This window comes from Pseudomonas sp. QLc11A (genome assembly GCF_052112305.1).
GTDB classification, from domain to species: domain Bacteria; phylum Pseudomonadota; class Gammaproteobacteria; order Pseudomonadales; family Pseudomonadaceae; genus Aquipseudomonas; species Aquipseudomonas laurylsulfatiphila.
Genome location: NZ_JAVAJJ010000006.1, coordinates 159,939 through 184,249, shown reverse-complemented (window position 1 = coordinate 184,249; position 24,311 = coordinate 159,939). Strand labels below are relative to the sequence as shown.

Below are 24,311 nucleotides of genomic sequence, written 5' to 3'. Positions count from 1 at the left end.
ACTGTTTGAAACTGCTGATTCTCGATCGGGACGGGGTGATCAATTACGACTCCGACGCTTACATCAAGTCGGTGGAGGAGTGGATTCCACTCCCCGGTTCGATCGAAGCCATCGCGCAGTTGAGCAAGGCCGGCTGGACGGTAGCAGTCGCTACCAACCAGTCGGGCATCGCTCGCGGCTACTACGACCTCGCTACCCTCGATGCCATGCACGAGCGCTTGCGCGCGCTGGTGGCGGAGCAGGGTGGTGAAGTCGGCCTGATCGTCTACTGCCCCCACGGGCCGGACGAAGGCTGCGAATGCCGCAAGCCGAAACCCGGGATGTTGAAAAGCATCGCCGCACATTACAACGTATCGCTGACTGATCTATGGTTCGTCGGCGATAGCCTTGGTGACCTGGAAGCCGCTAAAGCCGTCGATTCACAGCCAGTTTTGGTTAAGACCGGAAAAGGCGAAAAAACCTTGGGCAAGACCTTACCGGCAGGCACCTTGATTTTTGACGATCTGGCGGCGATTGCCGCAGAACTTATCCACAATTAGAGCGTTTTCGAGACTCCTGACCAGGGAGTGATCGGAAGTGCGCTTTATATAGACGGGCAAAGCCCGCACGGTAACCGTCACCATGTCGATACTGCAGGCCATCAGAACCTTCCTCTTTTACCTGCTGCTGGGCACCAGCTCCTTGCTGTGGTGCAGCCTGAGTTTTTTTATCGCGCCGTTTCTGCCGTTCAAGGCGCGCTATCGCTTCATCAACGTGTACTGGTGCCGCTGCGCCTTGTGGCTGAGCAAAGTGTTTCTGGGTATCCGCTACGAAGTGAAGGGTGCCGAGAACGTCCCTGAACGGCCTTGCGTCATTCAGTCGAACCACCAGAGCACGTGGGAGACGTTCTTTCTCTCTGCCTACTTCTCGCCGCTCAGCCAGGTGCTCAAACGCGAATTGCTCTATGTGCCGTTCTTCGGTTGGGCCATGGCCATGCTGCGACCGATCGCCATCGATCGCGACAACCCGAAAGCCGCACTCAAGCATGTGGCGCAGAAAGGCGATGAGTTGCTCAAGGACAATGTCTGGGTGCTGATCTTCCCCGAAGGCACGCGAGTTCCCTATGGCACCATCGGAAAGTTCTCGCGCGGTGGCAGTGCATTGGCGGTCAACGCCGAATTGCCCGTGTTGCCGATTGCGCACAACGCCGGCAAGTTCTGGCCGAAAACCGGTTGGGCGAAGAAGCAGGGCGTCATCACCGTGATCATTGGTACACCGATGTATGCCGAAGGCACCGGACCACGAGCCATTGCTGAATTGAACGACCGGGTCCAGGCCTGGAACGAGCAGATGCAACGGGAAATGGGCTCACTGCCACCGGCTCCGCAAGCACCGGTTTCAAACGACCAGGTGGCTGTCTGAGATTCTGTGGATAACCTGTGTACCGTTTCATCGAAAACCGTCGTTATTTGTACGTAACTTTATGATTCTTTTACATATTTCTTAGAATGATAAATCCCATAAAAACGTGCATAAGTTTTTTTCGGACGTAAAAAAACCGGCTGATATAGCCGGTTTTTTTATGCCCGGAATAATCATCGGCAGTCGACATGACGGAGCAACCTGGATCGTTCGATTCACGAAGAAATATCCTCGTCCCGGACGCTGGCCACCCACATCTACCGCCTGCGCAACAAGCTTGGCTGACAGCGGATTGCGGTTGGCAGTTGCTGACGATTTATGGGTATCGGTTGGAGAGTGTGGCACCGGCGAGCGAGTAAAACACAGGCAATAAAAAAGGTTCTTCACGCATTCCCGGGAAACTGTAGGAGCCAGCCTGCTGGCGATGGACTCAAGTGCGCCGCGTTTATCCAGTTCACCCGCGTTATCGTTAACGACCATCGCCAGCAAGCTGGCTCCTACGACGGACTGTGCCCATGCTCAAGCCAGTGAAATAGGCAAAAAAAAGGCCAACGCAATGCGTTGGCCTTTTCGTTGGCGTCAACCGGTGATCAGAAATCCAGGTTGGACACCGCCAGGGCGTTGCTCTCGATGAAGTCACGGCGAGGTTCGACCGCATCACCCATCAGGGTGTTGAAGATCTGGTCCGCGCCAATGGCGTCTTCGATGGTCACTTTGAGCATGCGGCGCGAGCCCGGGTCCATGGTGGTTTCCCACAGCTGATCCGGGTTCATCTCGCCCAGTCCTTTGTATCGCTGGATGGTGTGACGCTTGGTGCTTTCGGCCATCAACCACTCAAGGGCTTCCTTGAACTCGGTGACCTGCTTCTTGCGCTCGCCACGCTGGATGTACGCGCCGTCGTCCAGCAAGGTGCTCAGTTGAGCGCCCAGGGAAACCACGGTCTTGTAGTCGTTGCTGCCGAAGAAGTCGCGGTTGAAGGTGACGTAGTTCGACAGGCCGTGGGAGATCAGTTCGACCTCTGGCAGCCAGACGTTACGTTCACGATCTTCACGCAGGCTGGCCTTGTAGACCAGGCCCGACTTCTCGACGGTGCGCAGACGCACTTCGTACTGGGCCAGCCAATCCTGCATCGCTGCGTGATCGGACAGTTGATCCATGCTGACCGCCGGCAGGTAGATGAAGTGCTCGGTCAGTTCCTGTGGGTACAGGCGCGACAGACGCTTGAGGGTCTTCATGACCAGACGGAAGTCGTTCACCAGACGCTCAAGGGCTTCGCCGGAGATACCCGGTGCTTCCTCGTTCAGGTGCAGGCTCGCATCTTCCAGGGCCGACTGCGTCATGTACTCTTCCATGGCGTCGTCGTCCTTGATGTATTGCTCTTGCTTGCCTTTCTTCACTTTGTACAGCGGCGGCTGGGCGATGTAGATGTAGCCACGCTCGATCAGCTCCGGCAGTTGACGGAAGAAGAAGGTCAGCAGCAAGGTACGGATGTGCGAACCGTCGACGTCAGCATCAGTCATGATGATGATGTTGTGATAGCGCAGCTTGTCGATGTTGTACTCTTCGCGACCGATGCCACAGCCCAGCGCGGTGATCAAGGTGCCTACTTCCTGGGAAGAGATCATCTTGTCGAAGCGTGCCTTCTCGACGTTCAGGATTTTACCCTTGAGGGGCAGAATTGCCTGGGTCCTGCGGTTACGTCCCTGCTTGGCAGAGCCGCCCGCGGAGTCACCTTCCACGAGGTACAGTTCGGACAGGGCAGGGTCCTTTTCCTGGCAGTCCGCCAGTTTGCCCGGCAGGCCGGCGATGTCCAGTGCGCCTTTGCGGCGGGTCATCTCACGGGCCTTGCGCGCCGCTTCACGGGCACGTGCCGCGTCGATCATCTTGCCGACGACCAGCTTGGCTTCGTTCGGGTTTTCCAGCAGGAAGTCGGAGAAGTACTTGCCCATTTCCTGTTCGACCGCGGTCTTCACTTCGGAAGACACCAGCTTGTCTTTGGTCTGGGAGCTGAACTTCGGATCCGGTACCTTCACCGAAATGATCGCGGTCAGGCCTTCACGGGCATCGTCACCGGTAGTGGCAACCTTGTGCTTCTTCGCCAGGCCTTCTGCTTCGATGTAGGTGTTCAGGTTACGCGTCAGTGCGGAACGGAAACCCACCAGGTGAGTGCCGCCGTCGCGCTGTGGAATGTTGTTGGTGAAGCACAACAGGTTCTCGTTGAAGCTGTCGTTCCACTGCAAGGCGATTTCCACGCCGATGCCGTCTTCACGCTGGATGTTGAAGTGGAAAACCTGGTTGACCGGGGTCTTGTTGGTGTTCAGGTATTCAACGAACGCACGCAGGCCGCCTTCATACTTGAACAGCTCTTCCTTGCCGCTGCGCTCATCCTTGAGGACGATACCGACACCGGAGTTGAGGAAAGACAGTTCACGAATCCGCTTGGCCAGGATGTCCCAGCTGAAGTGGATGTTCTTGAAGGTTTCGCTGGAAGCCTTGAAGTGGATCTGCGTACCGGTGGTTTCGGAGTCGCCAACGATTTTCATCGGCTCTTGCGGAACACCGTGGACGTAAGTCTGTTCCCAGATCTTGCCACTACGGCGAACGGTCAGGACCAGCTCTTCCGACAGGGCATTAACGACCGACACACCCACACCGTGCAGACCGCCGGAAACCTTATAGGAGTTGTCGTCGAATTTACCGCCGGCGTGCAGCACGGTCATGATGACCTCGGCTGCCGAAACGCCTTCTTCTTTGTGTACGTCTACCGGGATGCCACGGCCGTTGTCGCGAACGGTGATGGACTCATCCGGGTGGATGATGATGCTGATGTCGTCGCAGTAGCCGGCGAGCGCTTCGTCGATCGAGTTATCGACCACCTCGAACACCATGTGGTGCAGACCGCTGCCATCGTCGGTATCACCAATGTACATACCGGGACGTTTGCGTACGGCATCCAGGCCTTTCAGCACTTTAATGCTCGTTGAGTCGTACGTATTTTCTTCGCTCAATGCCTTCACTCCCGATGGTCGTGGGTCTGGGTGATACGGCCCTGTTCCACGTGGAACAGAGCGACTGGCGTTTCCGTCTGCCAGCCTTCCCTCAATAATTCGTGATCTACACAGGTGATAAATACCTGGCAGCGTAAGTCTTCCAACAAGCGGCAAAGCGCGCGACGGTGGTGCTCGTCCAGCTCGGACGGCAAGTCATCCACCAGATAAATACACTGACCGCGTCGAGCCTGACTGACCAGGTGCCCTTGGGCAATCCGCAATGCGCAAACCACCAACTTCTGCTGGCCACGGGACAAGATGTCCGCGGCGTTATGTGCGCCCAGTCTGAGACGCAAATCAGCACGTTGTGGTCCGGCCTGGGTATGCCCCATTTGCTGGTCCCGCTGCAGAGACCCGGCGAGCACAGCACTCAGTTCACGGTCCTTGTCCCAGCCGCGGTAATAGCTGAGCGTCAAGCCTTCAAGCTCAACCAGATCGCTCAAGGTTTGTTCAAAGACTGGTTTCAAGGCTTTGATATAAGCGCGGCGGTATTCATCAATTTCAGCGCTGGCCTGGCACAGTTCCCTGTCCCAAACCGCTTGCGAAACGGCGTCAAGTGTACCATGCCGCAGCCAAGAGTTTCTCTGGCGCAGGGCCTTCTGCAGGCGCTGCCAGGTTGACATGAAGCGCGGTTCCACGTGGAACACGCCCCAGTCGAGAAACTGTCGGCGAATCTTCGGCGCACCTTCCAGCAATCGAAAGCTGTCAGGATTGATCAGTTGCAGTGGCAGGATTTCCGCCAGTTGCGCGGCGCTGCGGGCGTTCTGCCCATCGATACGGATCTGGAATTCGCCTTGGCGATCCCGCGAAATGCCCAAGGCGCTGTGCCCACCCTCCGCAAGTTCAACCTGGCCAAAGACGGTGCACGCCAGTTGCTCGTATTGAATGACCGGCAACAGTCGGGTGCTGCGAAACGAACGGGCAAGCCCCAGCAGATGGATGGCTTCCAGAACACTGGTTTTGCCGCTGCCGTTGGCGCCGTAAAGGATATTGATGCGTGGGGAGGGGGAGAAGGTCACCGGGTGCAAATTGCGCACCGCGGTGACCGAGACGCGACTTAAGGACATCTAGCTTCTGCTGGGCATGATTACAGACGCATCGGCATGACAACGTAGGCCGAGTCGTCGTTATCCGATTCCTGCACCAGCGCACTGCTGTTGGAGTCGGACAGGATCAGACGAACCTGCTCAGTGGTCATCACGCCCAGCACGTCGAGCAGGTAGCTCACGTTGAAGCCGATTTCCAGAGAGCCACCGTTGTATTCAACGCCCACTTCTTCTTCCGCTTCTTCCTGCTCCGGGTTGTTCGCCTGAATCTTCAGCTGACCGCTGGCCAGTTGCAGACGGATACCACGGTACTTCTCGTTGGACAGGATCGCGGTACGGCTGAACGCTTCGCGCAGCGCCTGGCGATCGCCCAGTACCAGCTTGTCGCCGCCTTTTGGCAGAACGCGTTCGTAGTCCGGGAATTTGCCGTCGACCAGTTTCGAGGTGAAGGTGAACTCACCGGTGGTGGCGCGGATGTGGTGCTGACCCAGAACGATGCTGACATTGCCATCCGGCTCGGTGAGCAGGCGTGCCAGTTCGAGGATACCTTTGCGCGGTACGATCACCTGGTGACGATCCGGTTGACCGATATCGGCCTGCATCGAGCACATGGCCAGGCGGTGACCATCGGTGGCCACGGCGCGGATCACACCAGCGGAAACTTCCAGCAACATGCCGTTGAGGTAGTAACGCACGTCCTGCTGGGCCATGGCGAAGCTGGTGCGCTCGATCAGACGGCGCAGCTTGCTTTGCTCCAGACTGCAGGTCAGCGAGCCCGGGCCTTCTTCCACGGTTGGGAAGTCGTTGGCCGGCAGCGTCGACAAGGTGAAGCGGCTACGGCCGGCCTTGACCACAAGCTTCTGCTCATCGACCTTGATGTCGATCAGCGCATCGTTTGGCAGGCTCTTGCAGATGTCCATCAGCTTGCGCGCAGGCACGGTGATGGAACCCGGATCCGCCGGCTCTTCGAGTTGAACACGACCAACCAGCTCGACTTCCAGGTCGGTACCGGTCAGCGACAATTGCTGGCCTTCGACAACCAGCAGCACGTTGGAGAGCACCGGCAAGGTCTGGCGGCGTTCGACGACGCCTGCGACCAGTTGCAGGGGTTTCAACAGGGCTTCGCGTTGAATGGTGAAATGCATGGTCTAGTCCCTTGCCTTAATTAGCTGCGCTGGTGTTCATCAAGTGGTCAGTGTACGCAGCAGGTTCTTGTAGTCCTCGCGGATGTCCGCGTCGGATTCCTTAAGTTCGTTGATCTTGCGACAGGCGTGCAAAACAGTCGTATGGTCGCGGCCGCCAAACACGTCGCCGATTTCCGGCAGGCTGTGGTTAGTCAACTCTTTGGACAAGGCCATTGCAACCTGACGCGGACGTGCGACCGAGCGAGAACGACGCTTGGACAGCAAGTCGGAGATCTTGATCTTGTAGTACTCGGCGACGGTGCGCTGAATGTTATCCACAGAGACCAGTTTATCCTGCAACGCCAACAAGTCCTTCAGGGATTCGCGAATCAACTCGATGGTGATATCGCGCCCCATGAAGTGCGAGTGGGCGATCACGCGTTTGAGCGCGCCTTCCAGCTCACGGACGTTGGAGCGGATACGCTGGGCAATGAAGAACGCGGCGTCATGCGGCAGCTCGACCTTGGCCTGATCGGCCTTCTTCATCAGGATCGCCACGCGGGTTTCCAGCTCCGGTGGTTCGACCGCTACGGTCAGGCCCCAGCCAAAGCGGGATTTGAGGCGTTCTTCAAGGCCTTCGATTTCTTTCGGGTAGCGGTCACTGGTGAGAATGACCTGCTGGCCACCTTCGAGCAGGGCGTTGAAGGTGTGGAAAAACTCTTCCTGGGAACGCTCTTTACGGGCGAAGAACTGAATGTCATCGATCAGCAACGCATCCACCGAACGGTAGAAGCGTTTGAATTCGTTGATCGCGTTCAGTTGCAGGGCCTTGACCATGTCCGCCACGAAACGCTCGGAATGCAGGTACACCACCTTGGCGTTCGGGTTCTTCTTTAATAGGTGGTTACCCACAGCGTGCATCAAGTGGGTTTTACCCAGGCCAACGCCACCATAAAGGAAGAGCGGGTTGTAACCGTGCTTGGGGTTGTCGGCCACCTGCCAGGCGGCGGCGCGTGCCAACTGGTTGGATTTACCTTCGACGAAATTCTCGAAGGTAAAGGTGCGGTTCAGGTAACTGGTGTGCTTGAGCGCACCTTCGACTTGCACGGTACGTTGCTCGGCACGAACCGGGGCCTGTTGCGAACTGGCGCCGGCCATCGGATCGAAGCTGTCACGGGAAGGTTCTTCCTCGGTGACCTCGGCCATTTTTTGCGTGGTGCGCTTGGTCGAAGCCGCAGCAGGTGCTGGCGGCGGACTGGCGGGTGCTTGAGCAGCCTGGGCCTGGGAAGCGGCGGCTGCCAGGGGAGCATTTGGCGCGGCACGCGGTGCCGAACTGCGTTTGCTGCCTATTAATAAGGAAAGCGCAGGCGCCATGCCATTGCCGTGCTCATCGAGCAATTCGAGAACACGCCCCAGGTACTTTTCGTTGACCCAGTCCAGAACAAAACGATTGGGTGCATAGACACGCAACTCGTCGCCTTCGGCTTCGACCTGTAGTGGACGGATCCAAGTGTTGAATTGTTGGGCAGGCAGCTCATCGCGCAGAAGCTCCACGCACTGCTGCCAAAGTTCCACTGACACGGATATCCCCTAAGTTGAAAGCCGGTGAGGCAAAAACAAGCGGCCATTGTAGCGACCAGACGCCGACTTATCCACACGAAGGTGGTTCATCGACCAAGAAGAATCGCCGTTTCATACGCAAAAAAGACGACCAGTGGTCTGTGCATAAGCTCTGTGGATAACCGGGGTTAAGGTCATTGCACAAGTGGGAGCGAAACTCGGTGGATAACCGGCCTGTGGATAAACCGGCTTTCCACACACAGGTTATCCGATAGCGCAGCACAGGCTGAACACGGTTTTCCACTGTAGTTGTCATTCTCTGTACAGCAGGTAAAACAAGGGCTAAAGGCACTTATCCACAGAAGAGTCCGGGCGTAGCTTTTATAAGCTTTACAGAAAAGCTTTAAATACTTTCCTTTCTTATTTTTATATTTACCCGCGGTTCGTTCAGCGCAAAACGCCTGGAGATCTATTTATAAGGAAACGCTGGTTGGAAATTGACCTGAAGGCTTGCTTTCTCTAGAATCCCCGGTCTCTTAAAACGGGGGCCATTCCGGCCCGTTGTGGACGAACCAGGTAACACGACAATGAAACGTACTTTCCAACCAAGCACTATCAAACGCGCTCGTACCCACGGTTTCCGTGCTCGCATGGCTACCAAGAACGGTCGTGCCGTACTGTCGCGTCGTCGCGCCAAAGGTCGTGCGCGTCTGGCAGTTTGATAAGCCGGCACTGGAGGTGAGTCAGGACTTCAGTCGGGAAAAGCGTCTGCTTACTCCCCGGCATTTCAAGGCAGTCTTTGACTCCCCTACCGGCAAGGTTCCGGGGAAAAATCTCCTGCTCCTTGCGCGCAACAACGATCTTGATCACCCCCGTCTCGGGTTGGTTATCGGGAAAAAGAGCGTAAAGCTCTCCGTCGAGCGCAATCGCCTCAAACGTCTTATGCGCGAATCGTTTCGTCTGAACCAGGATTCACTGGTCGGCTGGGACATTGTTATCGTCGCGCGCAAAGGTTTGGGTGACGTAGAAAACCCCGAATTGATTCAGCATTTCGGCAAACTCTGGAAACGCCTGGCTCGCAGTTCGCCGGTACCAGCAGTCAAAACCGAAACTGTAGGGGTAGACAGTCCAGATGCGTAAACTGGCACTCGTTCCGATTCAGTTTTATCGCTATGCCATTAGTCCCCTGATGGCCAGTCACTGTCGTTTCTACCCCAGTTGTTCCTGCTACGCGTTAGAAGCCATCGAAAATCATGGCCTTCTTCGCGGTGGCTGGCTGACCTTTCGTCGTTTAGGTCGCTGTCATCCGTGGAATCCCGGTGGTTATGACCCGGTTCCACCTATCCCTACCTCCCGTTCTTCTTCGATGGCCGAGTAATCATGGATATCAAACGCACGATCCTGATCGTCGCCCTGGCAATCGTGTCCTACGTTATGGTTCTTAAATGGAACCAGGACTATGGCCAGGCTGCCCTGCCGACTCAGAATGTTGCCACCAATACGACTGCATCGGGCCTGCCGGATACGGCATCTGGCTCCAACGCTTCCGCCAGTGACGACATTCCACGTGCTGCTAGCGACACCAGCGCACCTGCCGAAACACCGGTGGCTGTGAGCAAGGACCTCATCCAGATCAAAACGGATGTACTGGACCTGGCTATCGATCCACAAGGTGGTGATGTTGCCCAGTTGACCCTGCCGCTGTATCCGCGTCGTCAGGATCACCCGGAAATTCCGTTCCAGCTGTTCGATAACGGCGGCGAACGTACTTATCTGGCACAAAGCGGTCTGATCGGCACCAACGGTCCGGATGCAAATCCGGCCGGTCGTCCGGTTTATTCCTCGGAGAAGAAGGTTTATCAGCTGGCTGACGGTCAGGACCAATTGGTCGTGGACCTGAAGTTCAGCAAGGACGGCGTCAACTACATCAAGCGTTTCACCCTGAAACGCGGCTTGTATGACGTAACCGTTTCCTACCTGATCGACAACCAGAGCGCCCAGCCCTGGACCGGTGCGATGTTCGCCCAGTTGAAGCGTGACGCCAGCGCCGATCCTTCGTCGACCACGGCCACCGGCACCGCGACTTACCTGGGCGCCGCCCTGTGGACAAGTTCGGAGCCGTACAAGAAAGTGTCCATGAAGGACATGGACAAGGCGCCGGTGAAAGAAACCGTCACTGGCGGTTGGGTTGCCTGGTTGCAGCACTACTTCGTGACCGCATGGATTCCGGCCAAGGGCGAAAACAACGTCGTCCAGACCCGTAAAGACAGCAAAGGCAACTACATCATCGGCTACACCGGCCCATCGATGAGTGTTGCCCCGGGCGCCAAGGCCGAGACCAGCGCTGTTCTGTACGCCGGCCCGAAAAGCCAGGCCGTGCTGAAAGAGTTGTCCCCAGGTCTGGAATTGACCGTCGACTACGGCATTCTGTGGTTCATTGCCCAGCCAATCTTCTGGTTGCTGCAACATATCCACGCGCTGGTCGGTAACTGGGGCTGGTCGATCATCTTCCTGACCATGCTGATCAAGGGGATCTTCTTCCCGTTGTCGGCTGCCAGCTACAAATCCATGGCGCGCATGCGTGCAGTGGCACCGAAACTGGCCGCGCTGAAAGAGCAACATGGCGATGACCGGCAGAAAATGTCGCAAGCCATGATGGAGCTGTACAAGAAAGAGAAGATCAATCCGCTGGGTGGTTGCTTGCCAATCCTCGTGCAGATGCCGGTTTTCCTCTCGCTGTACTGGGTTCTGCTGGAAAGCGTTGAAATGCGCCAGGCGCCGTTCATGCTGTGGATTACTGACCTGTCGATCAAGGATCCGTTCTTCATTCTGCCGATCATCATGGGTGCAACCATGTTCATCCAGCAGCAGTTGAACCCGACTCCTCCGGATCCGATGCAGGCGAAGGTCATGAAAATGATGCCAATCATCTTCACCTTCTTCTTCCTGTGGTTCCCGGCGGGTCTGGTGCTGTACTGGGTAGTGAACAACGTATTGTCGATCGCCCAACAGTGGTACATCACTCGTAAGATCGAAGCGGCTGCCAAAGCAGCTGCCTGATTTACACTGTGGATAACCACTCAAGACGCCCCCTAGTGGGGCGTTTTGCTATCTGTCACTTTTGTCTGGATACCGGTTTATGAGCGTTCCTCGTGAAACCATCGCCGCCGTCGCCACCGCTCAAGGTCGTGGCGGTGTAGGCATCGTGCGTATCTCCGGGCCGTTGGCCAGCGTTGCGGCCAAGGCTTTCAGTGGTCGCGAGCTCAAGCCGCGATTTGCCCACTACGGTCCCTTTTTTGGTGAACACGACGAGGTGCTGGACCAGGGCATCGCGCTGTATTTTCCGGGGCCAAACTCGTTTACCGGGGAAGATGTGCTGGAACTCCAGGGACATGGTGGCCCGATTGTTCTGGATATGTTGCTCAAGCGCTGCCTGGAACTGGGTTGCCGGCTTGCCCGGCCGGGGGAATTCAGCGAGCGTGCGTTCCTCAACGACAAGCTTGACCTGGCCCAGGCCGAGGCCATTGCCGACTTGATTGAAGCCAGTTCTGCCCAGGCTGCGCGAAATGCGTTGCGCTCCCTGCAAGGTGCTTTCTCGTCACGTGTGCATAACCTCACCGAGCAACTGATCGGCCTGCGCATCTACGTCGAAGCGGCCATCGATTTCCCGGAAGAGGAAATCGACTTCCTCGCCGATGGCCATGTCCTGAGCATGCTCGACAAAGTGCGCGACGAGTTATCCACTGTCATGCGTGAAGCCGGGCAGGGTGCCTTGCTGCGAGACGGCATGACAGTGGTCATTGCAGGTCGTCCGAATGCCGGTAAATCCAGCCTGCTCAATGCACTGGCCGGGCGCGAAGCGGCGATCGTGACCGAAATTGCCGGCACCACCCGGGACGTACTGCGTGAACATATCCACATCGATGGCATGCCGCTGCATGTGGTGGATACCGCCGGTCTGCGCGATACCGATGACCATGTGGAAAAAATCGGCGTGGAACGTGCCTTGAAAGCCATCGGTGAAGCGGATCGGGTACTGCTGGTGGTCGATGCCACCGCGCCGGAAGCCATCGATCCGTTCGCACTGTGGCCGGAATTTCTCGAAACCCGTCCCGATCCCGCGAAAGTTACCCTGATCCGCAACAAGGCCGACCTTACGGGCGAAGCCACTGCCATGGAGATCAGCGACGACGGCCACGTCACCATCAGCCTGAGCGCCAGGTCCGGAGGTGTCGGTCTGGAGCTGCTGCGTGATCACCTCAAGGCCTGCATGGGCTACGAGCAAACGTCCGAAAGCAGCTTCAGTGCTCGCCGGCGCCACCTGGAGGCGCTACGTCATGCCAGTACTGCCCTCGAGCATGGTCGTGCCCAGTTGACCTTGGCCGGTGCTGGCGAGTTGCTGGCCGAAGATCTGCGCCAGGCTCAGCAGTCGCTGGGAGAAATCACCGGCGCCTTCAGCTCTGACGACCTGTTGGGGCGAATTTTCTCCAGCTTCTGTATCGGCAAGTAGCCCTCCTGGTATTCACAGACAGGCCGTTCGTGCCTGTCTGCTCTCTCTTTTTCTGAATAACCCCTCCAGTGCCGAGCGGACTTTGCCTGCTTGAGCGGAATTCTCGTGCCTGAATTTCGGGCAAACGACACTTTTCTGTGGATTAAGCCCTGTGAATAACCGCCGCTAAGGTCAGTTGATAACAGGGCCTGAAAACTGAACATAACCGCCACTGTGGATAACCACCCCTTTCATCCACAGGCTTACACCGGTTATCCAAGGGCCTCATTGGTACATGAACACAGGGTTTTGAATCGCTGTACATATTGAAAATAAAGGCCTGTAGAGATCTATCCACAGAAAGGCAGGTGCATAGAAATAAACATAAAAACAAAGATTTAATAAATTTCTCTCTTTTTAATTTCTATAACTCCGACTTTTCCACAGCTGGTTAAATTTTGTGCAAAGGGTTCTTTAGGAAGGGCGAAGTCCCTATACTTGTCGACCAGGTCCGAAAACCTGAGCTCAAACTATTCCTGAATTACCTACTTAAGCAGGCACGAGGTGCGTGGTGGATTTCCCTTCCCGTTTTGAAGTGATCGTCATCGGCGGCGGTCATGCCGGTACCGAGGCAGCACTGGCCTCAGCACGTATGGGGGTGAAAACCCTTTTGCTGACGCATAACGTGGAAACCCTCGGTGCCATGAGTTGCAACCCGGCCATTGGCGGGATCGGCAAAAGCCACCTGGTCAAGGAAATTGACGCCCTCGGCGGCGCGATGGCCATCGCTACCGATAAAGGCGGCATCCAGTTTCGTGTGTTGAACAGCCGCAAAGGCCCGGCCGTGCGTGCAACCCGTGCACAAGCCGACCGGATTCTGTACAAGGCCGCTGTCCGCGAAATCCTGGAAAACCAGCCGAACCTGTGGATATTTCAACAGGCCGCTGATGACCTGATCGTCGAGCAGGAGCAAGTGCGCGGCGTAGTGACCCAGATGGGCCTGCGTTTCCTCGCCGACTCGGTGGTTTTGACCACCGGCACCTTCCTTGGTGGACTTATCCACATTGGTTTGCAGAATTTCTCCGGCGGCCGTGCCGGTGATCCTCCGTCGATTGCCCTGGCTCACCGTCTACGTGAATTGCCTTTGCGGGTCGGTCGCCTGAAGACAGGTACGCCGCCGCGTATCGACGCCCGTTCTGTGGATTTCTCGGTGATGACCGAGCAGGCCGGCGATACGCCGATCCCGGTGATGTCGTTCATGGGTTCCAAAGAGCAGCATCCACGGCAGATCAGTTGCTGGATTACTCATACCAACGCCCGTACCCACGAGATCATTGCGGCGAACCTCGACCGTTCGCCGATGTATTCCGATGCAGGCGAGATCGAAGGCATCGGTCCGCGTTACTGCCCGTCGATCGAAGACAAGATTCATCGCTTTGCCGACAAGGAAAGCCACCAGGTCTTCATCGAACCGGAAGGTTTGACCACGAACGAGCTGTACCCGAACGGGATATCCACATCCTTGCCGTTCGATGTGCAATTGCAGATCGTGCAATCGATCCGCGGCATGGAAAACGCACACATCGTGCGCCCGGGCTACGCCATCGAGTACGACTACTTCGATCCGCGCGACCTGAAGTACAGCCTGGAAACCAAAGTGATCGGCGGCCTGTTCTTCGCCGGGCAAATCAACGGCACGACCGGTTACGAAGAAGCCGGCGCCCAGGGTTTGCTCGCCGGAACCAACGCGGCACTGCGCGCGCAGGGCAAAGACGCCTGGTGCCCGCGTCGCGACGAGGCCTATATCGGCGTGTTGGTCGACGACCTGATTACCCTCGGCACCCAAGAGCCGTACCGGATGTTCACCTCCCGCGCCGAATACCGTTTGATCCTGCGCGAAGACAACGCCGACCTGCGCTTGACCGAAAAAGGTCGCGAACTTGGCCTGGTGGATGACGTGCGTTGGGCGGCTTTCTGCAAAAAACGCGAAAGCATCGAACTGGAGGAGCAGCGCCTGAAAAGCACCTGGGTTCGCCCGGGCACCGAACAGGGCGATGCGATTGCCGAAAAATTCGGCACGCCGCTGACCCACGAATACAACTTGCTGAATCTCTTGAGTCGTCCGGAAATCGACTACGCTGGTCTGATCGCCGTGACCGGAGGCGGCGCAGAAGATCCACAAGTCGCCGAACAGGTCGAAATCAAGACCAAGTACGCCGGCTACATCGATCGTCAACAGGATGAAATCGCCCGGCTGCGCGCCAGCGAAGACACCAAACTGCCTGTGGATATCGATTACACGAATATTTCCGGTCTCTCCAAAGAGATCCAGAGCAAGCTCGGTGCGACTCGCCCTGAAACCTTGGGCCAGGCCTCGCGTATCCCGGGCGTAACGCCGGCAGCCATTTCGCTGTTGATGATTCATTTGAAAAAACGCGGCGCGGGCCGTCAGTTGGAGCAAAGCGCTTGAGTTCGTTGGTCACTTCGCAACATGCAGAAGAGTTATCCACAGGTGCCCGCCAGCTTGGCGTCACGCTGACAGAAACCCAGCACGCGCAACTGCTGGGTTATCTGGCCCTGTTGATCAAATGGAACAAGGCTTACAACCTCACCGCCGTGCGTGATCCGGACGAAATGGTCTCCCGTCACCTGCTCGACAGTCTGAGCGTGATGTCATTCATCGAAAACGGACGCTGGCTCGACGTTGGCAGTGGCGGCGGCATGCCCGGCATTCCGCTGGCTATCCTGTTTCCCGAGTCCCAGGTGACGTGCCTGGACAGCAACGGCAAGAAAACCCGCTTCCTGACCCAGGTCAAACTCGAACTCAAACTGGATAACCTGCAAGTTATCCACAGTCGCGTCGAAGCGTTCCAGCCTGCCCAGCCCTTCAACGGGATCATTTCCCGGGCGTTCAGCAGCATGGAAAACTTCAGCAACTGGACTCGCCACCTCGGCGACGCCGAAACACGCTGGCTGGCAATGAAGGGCGTTCATCCGGCCGATGAGCTGGTAGCATTGCCGGCAGACTTCCACCTCGATAGCGAACACGCCCTGGCCGTACCTGGTTGCCAAGGCCAACGCCATCTGCTGATACTGCGCCGCACGGCATGATTGGGAACACAAGCAAGAATGGCTAAGGTATTCGCGATAGCGAACCAAAAAGGTGGCGTGGGCAAAACCACCACCTGCATCAACCTCGCAGCATCCCTGGTCGCGACCAAGCGCCGGGTGCTGTTGATCGACCTCGATCCACAGGGCAACGCCACCATGGGTAGCGGTGTGGATAAACATGGTCTGGAAAACTCGGTCTACGACCTGTTGATCGGTGAGTGCGACCTGGCCCAGGCCATGCACTTCTCCGAACACGGTGGTTACCAGCTGTTGCCGGCCAACCGCGACCTTACCGCGGCCGAAGTGGTGCTGCTGGAAATGCAGATGAAGGAAAGCCGTCTGCGCAGTGCGCTGGCGCCGATCCGGGAAAACTACGATTACATCCTGATCGACTGCCCGCCGTCGCTGTCGATGCTGACCTTGAACGCACTGGTTGCCGCCGATGGGGTCATTATCCCCATGCAGTGCGAGTACTTCGCACTCGAAGGCTTGAGCGACCTTGTGGATAACATCAAGCGTATCGCTGAACTGCTCAATCCGAACCTCAAGGTCGAAGGCTTGCTGCGGACGATGTACGACCCGCGCCTGAGCCTGATGAACGATGTCTCGGCGCAGCTCAAGGAACACTTCGGCGAACAGCTCTACGACACCGTCATTCCGCGCAACATCCGTCTGGCCGAAGCGCCAAGCTACGGCATGCCGGCGCTGGCGTACGACAAATCGTCGCGAGGTGCCGTTGCCTATCTGGCATTGGCGGGCGAAATGGTTCGTCGTCAACGCAAAAACTCACGCATCGCCGCCGCTCAGGCAACTTAAGGAATCCCCATGGCCGTCAAGAAACGAGGTCTCGGACGTGGACTGGATGCTCTGTTGAGTGGTCCGACTGTCAGCTCGCTGGAAGAACAAGCGGCGCAAGCCGATCAGCGTGAGCTGCAACACCTTCCCCTGGATCTGCTCCAGCGCGGCAAATACCAGCCGCGTCGTGACATGGACCCGCAGGCGCTGGAAGAACTGGCGCAGTCGATCAGGGCCCAGGGTGTCATGCAGCCCATCGTGGTTCGCCCGATCGGTAGTGGTCGTTTTGAAATCATTGCTGGCGAACGTCGCTGGCGTGCCAGCCAGCAGGCGGGGCAGGAAACCATCCCGGCGATGGTTCGCGATGTACCCGATGAAACCGCGATCGCCATCGCCCTGATCGAGAACATCCAGCGCGAAGACCTGAACCCGATTGAAGAGGCGGTGGCCCTGCAGCGTTTGCAGCAGGAGTTCCAGCTGACCCAGCAACAGGTCGCCGAGGCCGTGGGCAAGTCCCGGGTGACCGTGGCCAACCTGCTGCGCCTGATTTCCTTGCCGGAAGTCATCAAGACCATGTTGTCCCACGGCGACCTGGAAATGGGTCATGCCCGTGCTTTGCTCGGTTTACCGGAAAATCAACAGGTTGAAGGGGCGCGACATGTTGTCGCACGCGGGCTGACCGTGCGCCAGACTGAAGCACTGGTTCGCCAGTGGTTGAGTGGCAAACCGGAGCCTGTGGAACCCCAAAAAACGGACCCGGATATCGCCCGCCTCGAACAGCGCCTGGCCGAGCGCCTAGGCTCTGCGGTGCAGATCCGCCACGGCAAGAAGGGTAAAGGGCAGTTGGTGATTGGCTACAACTCCCTGGATGAGCTTCAAGGCGTACTTGCACATATACGCTGAAACATTTCCTCATGTAGCGCGCAGTCGGAAATCACTACCTGACAGTTGAATAGGGGCAGAACCGCCCCTATACTCTGCGCGCATTTTGTCGGCACAAATTATGCCAAGTTATTGAATTCTGGCAGCCGACCATTGGAGAGTAAAAGTGATGGAAACCCGCACGCCAAACCGCTTGCCCTTCCATCGCCTGGCAGTTTTTCCGGTGTTAATGGCTCAATTTGTCGTTTTGCTCATCGCTGCTTTGGCGCTCTGGCAATGGCGGGGAGTCGTTGCCGGGTACTCGGGACTTTGCGGAGGCCTGATAGCCTTGCTGCCCAATGTTTATTTCGCTCACAGGGCATTTCGGTTTTCCGGCGCCCGAGCAGCCCAGTCCATCGTCCGGTCTTTTTATGCCGGCGAGGCAGGCAAACTGATTTTGACGGCAGTGCTGTTTGCACTGGTGTTTGCAGGTGTGAAGCCATTGGCGCCGATTGCAGTATTCGGTGTCTTCGTGCTGACTCAGTCAGTCAGCTGGTTCGCTCCCCTGCTGATGAGAACAAGACTTTCGAGACCTTAGGGCGTTTGAGGCAACCATGGCAGAAACAACCGCTTCGGGCTATATCCAGCACCACTTGCAGAACCTGACCTTCGGTCAGCACCCTACCGGCGGCTGGGGCTTTGCCCACACCGCAGCAGAAGCCAAGGAAATGGGCTTCTGGGCTTTCCACGTCGATACCCTCGGCTGGTCGGTCGCATTGGGTCTGATCTTCGTTCTTCTTTTCCGCATGGCGGCAAAGAAAGCGACCTCGGGTCAGCCTGGTGCTTTGCAGAACTTCGTTGAAGTATTGGTCGAATTCGTCGATGGCAGCGTGAAAGACAGCTTCCATGGCCGTAGCCCGGTGATTGCACCGCTGGCGCTGACCATCTTCGTCTGGGTGTTCCTGATGAACGCCGTCGACCTGGTACCGGTCGACTGGATTCCTCAACTGGCCATCCTGATCTCCGGCGACGCACACATCCCGTTCCGTGCCGTGTCGACCACCGACCCGAACGCGACCCTGGGCATGGCGTTCTCGGTTTTCGCACTGATCATTTTCTACAGCATCAAGGTCAAGGGCCTCGGCGGCTTCATCGGCGAGTTGACCCTGCACCCGTTCGGCAGCAAGAACATCTTCGTTCAGGCCCTGCTGATCCCGGTGAACTTCCTGCTGGAATTCGTGACCCTGATCGCCAAGCCGATCTCCCTGGCTCTGCGTCTGTTCGGCAACATGTATGCCGGCGAACTGGTCTTCATCCTGATTGCTGTTATGTTCGGCAGCGGTCTGCTCTGGCTCAGCGGCCTGGGCGTCGTTCTGCAGTGGGCGTGGGCTGTGTTCCACATCCTGATCATCACCCTGCAGGCGTTCATCTTCATGATGTTGACCATCGTCTACCTGTCGATGGCGCACGAAGAAAACCATTAAGACCAGTCTCGACTAGTCTGATGTCCTTCCCGGTCAAACGGGAAGGGGCTCTTCACAGGGCCTCTGAAACGATTTGTTTTACCGCTTTAAATTAAAAAAACCTAAACCATACGACGTAAAAGTCGGGAGGAAAGATGGAAACTGTAGTTGGTCTAACCGCTATCGCTGTTGCACTGTTGATCGGCCTGGGCGCACTGGGTACCGCAATTGGTTTCGGCCTGCTGGGCGGCAAGTTCCTGGAAGGCGCAGCGCGTCAGCCAGAAATGGTTCCAATGCTGCAAGTTAAAATGTTCATCGTTGCCGGTCTGCTCGACGCCGTAACCATGATCGGTGTTGGTATCGCTCTGTTCTTCACCTTTGCGAACCCGTTCGTTGGTCAGATCGCTGGCTAATTACTCGGATCTTCCGGGTAATTTGGTGTGATGGACAACGTAACTGCGAGGTGTTGGCGTGAACATTAATGCGACCCTGATTGGCCAGTCCGTTGCGTTCCTGATTTTTGTACTGTTCTGCATGAAGTTCGTATGGCCTCCGGTCATCACGGCTCTGCACGAACGTCAAAAGAAGATCGCTGATGGTCTGGACGCTGCCAGCCGAGCAGCTCGCGACCTGGAGTTGGCCCAAGAAAAAGCGGGTCAGCAACTGCGCGAAGCGAAAGCTCAGGCAGCTGAAATCATCGAGCAAGCCAAGAAACGCGGTACCCAGATTGTCGACGAAGCCCGTGAACAGGCTCGCGTCGAAGCTGACCGTGTGAAGGCTCAGGCTCAGGCCGAGATCGAACAGGAACTGAACAGCGTCAAAGACGCGCTGCGCGCCCAAGTGGGTAGCCTGGCCGTTGGCGGTGCTTCGAAGATCCTGGGCAAAGCAATCGATCAAAACGCGCACGCAGAGCTGGTTAACCAACTGGCTGCTGAAATCTAAGCGAGGGCGATCATGGCAGAACTGACCACGTTGGCCCGACCTTACGCTAAGGCGGCCTTCGAGCACGCTCAGGCCCACCAGCAACTGGCCAATTGGTCAGCCATGCTCGGCCTGGCAGCAGCGGTGTCGCAAGACGACACCATGCAGCGCGTGCTCAAGGCCCCGCGACTGACGAGCGCAGAAAAGGCCGCCACGTTCATTGACGTGTGCGGCGACAAGTTTGATGTAAAGGCACAGAACTTCATTCACGTCGTTGCCGAAAACGACCGTCTCCCGCTGTTGCCGGAGATCGCCGCTCTGTTCGACCTGTACAAGGCCGAACAAGAGAAATCGGTAGACGTTGAAGTGACCAGTGCCTTCGCATTGAACCAAGAACAGCAAGACAAACTCGCCAAGGTTCTCAGTGCACGACTCAACCGGGAAGTGCGCCTGCAAGTCGAGGAAGATTCATCCCTTATTGGGGGTGTTGTCATCCGCGCCGGCGACCTGGTTATCGATGGCTCGATTCGCGGAAAAATCGCGAAACTTGCCGAAGCATTGAAATCTTGAGTTTGAAGGGGCAGCAGAGCAATGCAGCAACTCAATCCTTCCGAAATAAGTGAAATTATCAAGGGCCGCATCGACAAGCTCGATGTGACCTCCCAAGCCCGTAACGAAGGCACTGTCGTCAGCGTATCTGACGGCATCGTGCGGATTCACGGTCTGGCCGACGTAATGTACGGCGAGATGATCGAGTTTCCGGGCGGCGTCTTCGGTATGGCCCTCAACCTTGAGCAAGACTCTGTAGGTGCCGTTGTATTGGGCGCATACCAGACTCTGGCTGAAGGCATGAGCGCCAAGTGCACTGGCCGCATCCTGGAAGTTCCGGTTGGTAAGGAACTGCTGGGTCGCGTAGTCGACGCACTGGGTAACCCAGTTGACGGTAAAGGTCCGCTGAACAACACCGAGACCGACGCGGTCGAGAAAGTTGCTCCAGGCGTGATCTGGCGTAAGTCGGTAGACCAGCCTGTACAGACTGGCTACAAGGCTGTCGATGCCATGATCCCTGTCGGCCGTGGCCAGCGTGAGCTGATCATCGGTGACCGTCAGATCGGTAAAACCGCTCTGGCGATCGACGCGATCATCAACCAGAAAGACAGCGGCATTTTCTGCGTCTACGTAGCGATCGGTCAGAAACAATCGACCATCGCCAACGTTGTTCGCAAGCTGGAAGAAAACGGTGCACTGGCTAACACCATCATCGTTGCAGCGAGCGCTTCGGAATCTGCAGCACTGCAGTTCCTGGCTCCGTACTCCGGTTGCACCATGGGCGAATACTTCCGCGACCGCGGTGAAGACGCGCTGATCGTTTATGACGATCTGTCCAAGCAAGCAGTGGCTTACCGCCAGATTTCCCTGCTGCTGCGCCGTCCACCAGGCCGTGAAGCTTACCCAGGCGACGTGTTCTATCTCCACTCCCGTCTGCTGGAGCGCGCATCCCGCGTTTCGGAAGAGTACGTAGAGAAGTTCACCAACGGCGCAGTAACCGGCAAAACCGGTTCCCTGACCGCACTGCCGATCATCGAAACCCAGGCTGGCGACGTTTCCGCGTTCGTTCCGACCAACGTGATTTCCATCACCGACGGTCAGATCTTCCTGGAATCGGCCATGTTCAACTCGGGCATCCGCCCTGCAGTGAACGCCGGTGTTTCGGTATCCCGTGTGGGTGGTGCCGCTCAGACCAAGATCATCAAGAAGCTGTCCGGTGGTATCCGTACCGCTCTGGCTCAGTACCGTGAACTGGCGGCATTCGCCCAGTTCGCTTCTGACCTGGACGAAGCGACCCGTAAGCAACTTGAGCATGGTCAGCGCGTTACCGAGCTGATGAAGCAGAAGCAATACGCGCCAATGTCGATCGCCGACATGTCGCTGTCGCTGTATGCCGCTGAGCGTGGGTTCCTGACCGACGTTGAAATCGCCAAGATCGGCAGCTTCGAACAAGCGCTGATTGCTTACTTCAACCGCGATCACGCCGACTTGATGGCGAAGATCAACGTGAAGGGTGACTTCAATGACGAAATCGATGGCGGCCTGAAAGCCGGTATCGAGAAGTTCAAGGCCACCCAAACCTGGTAAGCCGCAGCGGGAGCCTAGCGGCTCCCGCTTGCTAACCTGATAGGTGTTACATGGCAGGCGCAAAAGAGATTCGCAGTAAGATTGCGAGCATCAAAAGCACGCAAAAGATTACCAGCGCCATGGAAAAAGTGGCGGTCAGCAAAATGCGCAAGGCACAAATGCGCATGGCTGCTAGCCGTCCTTATGCGGAGCGCATCCGCCAGGTTATTGGCCATCTGGCCAACGCTAACCCGGAATATCGCCACCCGTTCATGATCGACCGTGAAGTAAAGCGTGTCGGTTATGTCGTAGTGAGCAGTGACCGTGGTCTGTGTGGTGGCTTGAACACCAACCTGTTCAAGGCTTTGGTCAAGGACATGGCGGTAAACCGCGAAAACGGCGTCGAGATCGATCTGTGTGTAGTTGGTAGCAAGGGTGCGGCTTTCTTCCGCAACTTCGGCGGTAACGTCGTTGCAGCTATCAGCCACCTGGGTGAAGAGCCGTCGATCAATGATCTGATCGGCAGCGTCAAGGTGATGCTGGATGCCTACCTGGACGGCCGTATTGACCGCCTGTCCGTGGTGTCCAACAAGTTCATCAACACCATGACGCAACAGCCTACCGTGGAGCAGTTGATTCCACTGGTGGCAACCCCGGATCAAGAACTCAAGCACCACTGGGACTATCTCTACGAACCGGATGCCAAGGAGCTGCTCGACGGCTTGATGGTCCGTTACGTGGAGTCGCAGGTCTACCAGGCGGTGGTCGAGAACAACGCGGCTGAACAAGCTGCGCGGATGATCGCGATGAAGAACGCTACCGACAACGCCGGTGATTTGATCAGCGATTTGCAGCTGGTCTACAACAAGGCGCGTCAGGCTGCGATCACCCAAGAGATCTCGGAAATCGTCGGCGGCGCTGCCGCGGTTTAACGGTTCAAATATTCAGAGGATCCAGCTATGAGTAGCGGACGTATCGTTCAAATCATCGGCGCCGTTATCGACGTGGAATTCCCACGCGACAGCGTACCGAGCATCTACGACGCCTTGAAAGTTCAAGGCGCCGAAACCACTCTGGAAGTTCAGCAGCAGCTGGGCGACGGCGTGGTTCGTACCATTGCGATGGGCTCCACCGAAGGCTTGAAGCGCGGTCTGGACGTCAACAACACTGGCGCAGCCATCTCCGTACCGGTCGGTAAAGCGACCCTGGGCCGGATCATGGACGTACTGGGCAACCCGATCGACGAAGCTGGCCCGATCGGCGAAGAAGAGCGTTGGGGCATTCACCGTCCTGCGCCAACCTTCGCTGAACAAGCCGGTGGCAACGAGCTGCTGGAAACGGGCATCAAGGTTATCGACCTGGTTTGCCCGTTCGCCAAGGGTGGTAAAGTCGGTCTGTTCGGTGGTGCCGGTGTAGGCAAGACCGTAAACATGATGGAACTGATCCGTAACATCGCCATCGAGCACAGCGGTTATTCCGTGTTCGCCGGTGTGGGTGAGCGTACTCGTGAGGGTAACGACTTCTACCACGAGATGAAGGACTCCAACGTTCTGGACAAAGTGGCACTGGTTTACGGTCAGATGAACGAGCCGCCGGGAAACCGTCTGCGCGTAGCACTGACCGGCCTGACCATGGCCGAGAAGTTCCGTGACGAAGGTAACGACGTTCTGCTGTTCGTCGACAACATCTATCGTTACACCCTGGCCGGTACTGAAGTATCCGCACTGCTGGGCCGTATGCCTTCGGCAGTAGGTTACCAGCCGACCCTGGCTGAAGAGATGGGCGTGCTGCAAGAGCGCATCACTTCGACCAAGCAAGGTTCGATTACTTCGATCCAGGCGGTATACGTACCAGCGGACGACTTGACCGACCCGTCGCCAGCGACCACCTTCGCCCACTTGGACGCCACCGTCGTTCTGTCCCGTGACATCGCTTCCCTGGGTATCTACCCGGCGGTAGACCCACTGGACTCGACTTCGCGTCAGCTGGACCCGAACGTGATCGGCAACGACCACTACGAAACCGCTCGCGGTGTTCAGTACGTGCTGCAGCGTTACAAAGAACTGAAGGACATCATTGCGATCCTGGGTATGGACGAGCTGTCGGAAGCCGACAAGCAGTTGGTAAACCGTGCTCGTAAGATCCAGCGCTTCTTGTCGCAGCCGTTCTTCGTGGCTGAAGTCTTCACCGGTGCATCGGGTAAATACGTTTCCCTGAAAGACACCATTGCTGGCTTCAAAGGCATCCTCAACGGTGACTACGACCACCTGCCAGAACAAGCGTTCTACATGGTTGGCGGCATCGAAGAAGCGATCGAGAAAGCCAAGAAACTGTAATCCCGGCGCCCGGCAACGGGCGCTAATTTAGGTTGAGGC

Annotated in this window: 23 protein-coding genes and 1 pseudogene; 20 read left to right on the top strand and 4 right to left on the bottom strand. The window is 57.0% G+C overall.

What is annotated here, in order from left to right; translation table 11 throughout:
• Window positions 1–5 precede the first annotated feature (5 nt).
• The 3 genes and pseudogenes from gmhB to Q8X48_RS11540 form a co-directional block, all read left to right on the top strand.
• The gene (gene gmhB, locus Q8X48_RS11550; protein ID WP_095964418.1) at window positions 6–539 is read left to right on the top strand and encodes a D-glycero-beta-D-manno-heptose 1,7-bisphosphate 7-phosphatase; all 534 of its coding nucleotides are present in this window, start codon (window positions 6–8) and stop codon (window positions 537–539) included.
• A gap of 82 nt (window positions 540–621) precedes the next feature.
• Complete coding sequence (locus tag Q8X48_RS11545) at window positions 622–1,401, top strand: lysophospholipid acyltransferase family protein (RefSeq protein ID WP_126048410.1); 780 nt, start codon at window positions 622–624, stop codon at window positions 1,399–1,401.
• A 216-nt stretch (window positions 1,402–1,617) separates the two neighbouring features.
• Window positions 1,618–1,760 (top strand): annotated as a pseudogene (locus Q8X48_RS11540) (winged helix-turn-helix domain-containing protein); the annotation flags it as partial.
• Between the two features lie 231 nt (window positions 1,761–1,991).
• Here Q8X48_RS11540 and gyrB read toward each other — a convergent pair.
• The 4 genes from gyrB to dnaA are packed head-to-tail and all read right to left on the bottom strand — an operon-like array spanning window position 1,992 to window position 8,202.
• Window positions 1,992–4,409, bottom strand: a complete 2,418-nt coding sequence (gyrB, locus tag Q8X48_RS11535) for a DNA topoisomerase (ATP-hydrolyzing) subunit B (protein ID WP_007969881.1) — start codon at window positions 4,407–4,409, stop codon at window positions 1,992–1,994.
• Window positions 4,410–4,414: 5 nt separating this feature from the next.
• Window positions 4,415–5,518, bottom strand: coding sequence for a DNA replication/repair protein RecF (gene recF, locus Q8X48_RS11530; RefSeq protein ID WP_007985068.1), 1,104 nt, complete (start codon window positions 5,516–5,518; stop codon window positions 4,415–4,417).
• A gap of 20 nt (window positions 5,519–5,538) precedes the next feature.
• Window positions 5,539–6,642 carry a DNA polymerase III subunit beta gene (gene dnaN / locus Q8X48_RS11525; RefSeq protein WP_007969885.1) on the bottom strand — a complete coding sequence of 368 codons (1,104 nt, stop codon included), beginning with the start codon at window positions 6,640–6,642 and terminating at the stop codon, window positions 5,539–5,541.
• A gap of 39 nt (window positions 6,643–6,681) precedes the next feature.
• The gene (dnaA, locus tag Q8X48_RS11520; protein ID WP_407800720.1) at window positions 6,682–8,202 is read right to left on the bottom strand and encodes a chromosomal replication initiator protein DnaA; all 1,521 of its coding nucleotides are present in this window, start codon (window positions 8,200–8,202) and stop codon (window positions 6,682–6,684) included.
• A gap of 566 nt (window positions 8,203–8,768) precedes the next feature.
• Between dnaA and rpmH the strand changes: the two genes are divergently transcribed.
• The 17 genes from rpmH (at window position 8,769) to atpD (ending at window position 24,272) form a co-directional block, all read left to right on the top strand.
• Window positions 8,769–8,903: a 50S ribosomal protein L34 gene (rpmH, locus tag Q8X48_RS11515; protein WP_003213577.1), complete on the top strand. Its 135-nt coding sequence runs from the start codon at window positions 8,769–8,771 to the stop codon at window positions 8,901–8,903.
• Window positions 8,904–8,919: 16 nt separating this feature from the next.
• The gene (rnpA, locus tag Q8X48_RS11510) at window positions 8,920–9,321 is read left to right on the top strand and encodes a ribonuclease P protein component (protein WP_015097448.1); all 402 of its coding nucleotides are present in this window, start codon (window positions 8,920–8,922) and stop codon (window positions 9,319–9,321) included.
• A complete protein-coding gene (gene yidD / locus Q8X48_RS11505; protein ID WP_010207715.1) occupies window positions 9,314–9,559 on the top strand; it encodes a membrane protein insertion efficiency factor YidD in 246 nt (81 codons plus the stop codon). Before rnpA ends, yidD begins: the two co-directional genes overlap by 8 nt.
• Before the next feature lie 2 nt (window positions 9,560–9,561).
• Window positions 9,562–11,241: a membrane protein insertase YidC gene (yidC, locus tag Q8X48_RS11500; protein ID WP_015097447.1), complete on the top strand. Its 1,680-nt coding sequence runs from the start codon at window positions 9,562–9,564 to the stop codon at window positions 11,239–11,241.
• Window positions 11,242–11,320: 79 nt separating this feature from the next.
• Window positions 11,321–12,691 (top strand): tRNA uridine-5-carboxymethylaminomethyl(34) synthesis GTPase MnmE, encoded by a 1,371-nt coding sequence (gene mnmE / locus Q8X48_RS11495; RefSeq protein ID WP_407800721.1) that lies wholly within the window; start codon window positions 11,321–11,323, stop codon window positions 12,689–12,691.
• Between the two features lie 550 nt (window positions 12,692–13,241).
• Complete coding sequence (mnmG, locus tag Q8X48_RS11490; protein ID WP_407800722.1) at window positions 13,242–15,140, top strand: tRNA uridine-5-carboxymethylaminomethyl(34) synthesis enzyme MnmG; 1,899 nt, start codon at window positions 13,242–13,244, stop codon at window positions 15,138–15,140.
• Window positions 15,137–15,781 carry a 16S rRNA (guanine(527)-N(7))-methyltransferase RsmG gene (gene rsmG, locus Q8X48_RS11485; protein ID WP_407800723.1) on the top strand — a complete coding sequence of 215 codons (645 nt, stop codon included), beginning with the start codon at window positions 15,137–15,139 and terminating at the stop codon, window positions 15,779–15,781. The genes mnmG and rsmG overlap by 4 nt, the downstream gene beginning before the upstream one ends.
• Before the next feature lie 18 nt (window positions 15,782–15,799).
• Window positions 15,800–16,597 carry a ParA family protein gene (locus tag Q8X48_RS11480; protein WP_008002319.1) on the top strand — a complete coding sequence of 266 codons (798 nt, stop codon included), beginning with the start codon at window positions 15,800–15,802 and terminating at the stop codon, window positions 16,595–16,597.
• 9 nt (window positions 16,598–16,606) lie between these two features.
• On the top strand, window positions 16,607–17,479 hold the full coding sequence (locus Q8X48_RS11475; protein ID WP_095964409.1) for a ParB/RepB/Spo0J family partition protein: 873 nt from the start codon (window positions 16,607–16,609) through the stop codon (window positions 17,477–17,479).
• A 148-nt stretch (window positions 17,480–17,627) separates the two neighbouring features.
• Window positions 17,628–18,035: a F0F1 ATP synthase subunit I gene (locus Q8X48_RS11470; RefSeq protein ID WP_007969901.1), complete on the top strand. Its 408-nt coding sequence runs from the start codon at window positions 17,628–17,630 to the stop codon at window positions 18,033–18,035.
• A gap of 16 nt (window positions 18,036–18,051) precedes the next feature.
• Window positions 18,052–18,921 (top strand): F0F1 ATP synthase subunit A, encoded by an 870-nt coding sequence (gene atpB, locus Q8X48_RS11465; protein WP_015097443.1) that lies wholly within the window; start codon window positions 18,052–18,054, stop codon window positions 18,919–18,921.
• Between the two features lie 134 nt (window positions 18,922–19,055).
• The gene (atpE, locus tag Q8X48_RS11460) at window positions 19,056–19,313 is read left to right on the top strand and encodes a F0F1 ATP synthase subunit C (protein ID WP_003097235.1); all 258 of its coding nucleotides are present in this window, start codon (window positions 19,056–19,058) and stop codon (window positions 19,311–19,313) included.
• Between the two features lie 58 nt (window positions 19,314–19,371).
• Window positions 19,372–19,842: a F0F1 ATP synthase subunit B gene (locus Q8X48_RS11455; protein ID WP_007969903.1), complete on the top strand. Its 471-nt coding sequence runs from the start codon at window positions 19,372–19,374 to the stop codon at window positions 19,840–19,842.
• Between the two features lie 12 nt (window positions 19,843–19,854).
• Window positions 19,855–20,391, top strand: a complete 537-nt coding sequence (locus Q8X48_RS11450; protein WP_007969904.1) for a F0F1 ATP synthase subunit delta — start codon at window positions 19,855–19,857, stop codon at window positions 20,389–20,391.
• A 21-nt stretch (window positions 20,392–20,412) separates the two neighbouring features.
• The gene (atpA, locus tag Q8X48_RS11445; protein ID WP_007969905.1) at window positions 20,413–21,957 is read left to right on the top strand and encodes a F0F1 ATP synthase subunit alpha; all 1,545 of its coding nucleotides are present in this window, start codon (window positions 20,413–20,415) and stop codon (window positions 21,955–21,957) included.
• 50 nt (window positions 21,958–22,007) lie between these two features.
• The gene (atpG, locus tag Q8X48_RS11440; RefSeq protein ID WP_007934344.1) at window positions 22,008–22,868 is read left to right on the top strand and encodes a F0F1 ATP synthase subunit gamma; all 861 of its coding nucleotides are present in this window, start codon (window positions 22,008–22,010) and stop codon (window positions 22,866–22,868) included.
• Window positions 22,869–22,895: 27 nt separating this feature from the next.
• Entirely contained in the window at window positions 22,896–24,272 is a 1,377-nt protein-coding gene (gene atpD / locus Q8X48_RS11435) for a F0F1 ATP synthase subunit beta (protein ID WP_007969907.1), read from the top strand.
• Window positions 24,273–24,311 lie beyond the last annotated feature (39 nt).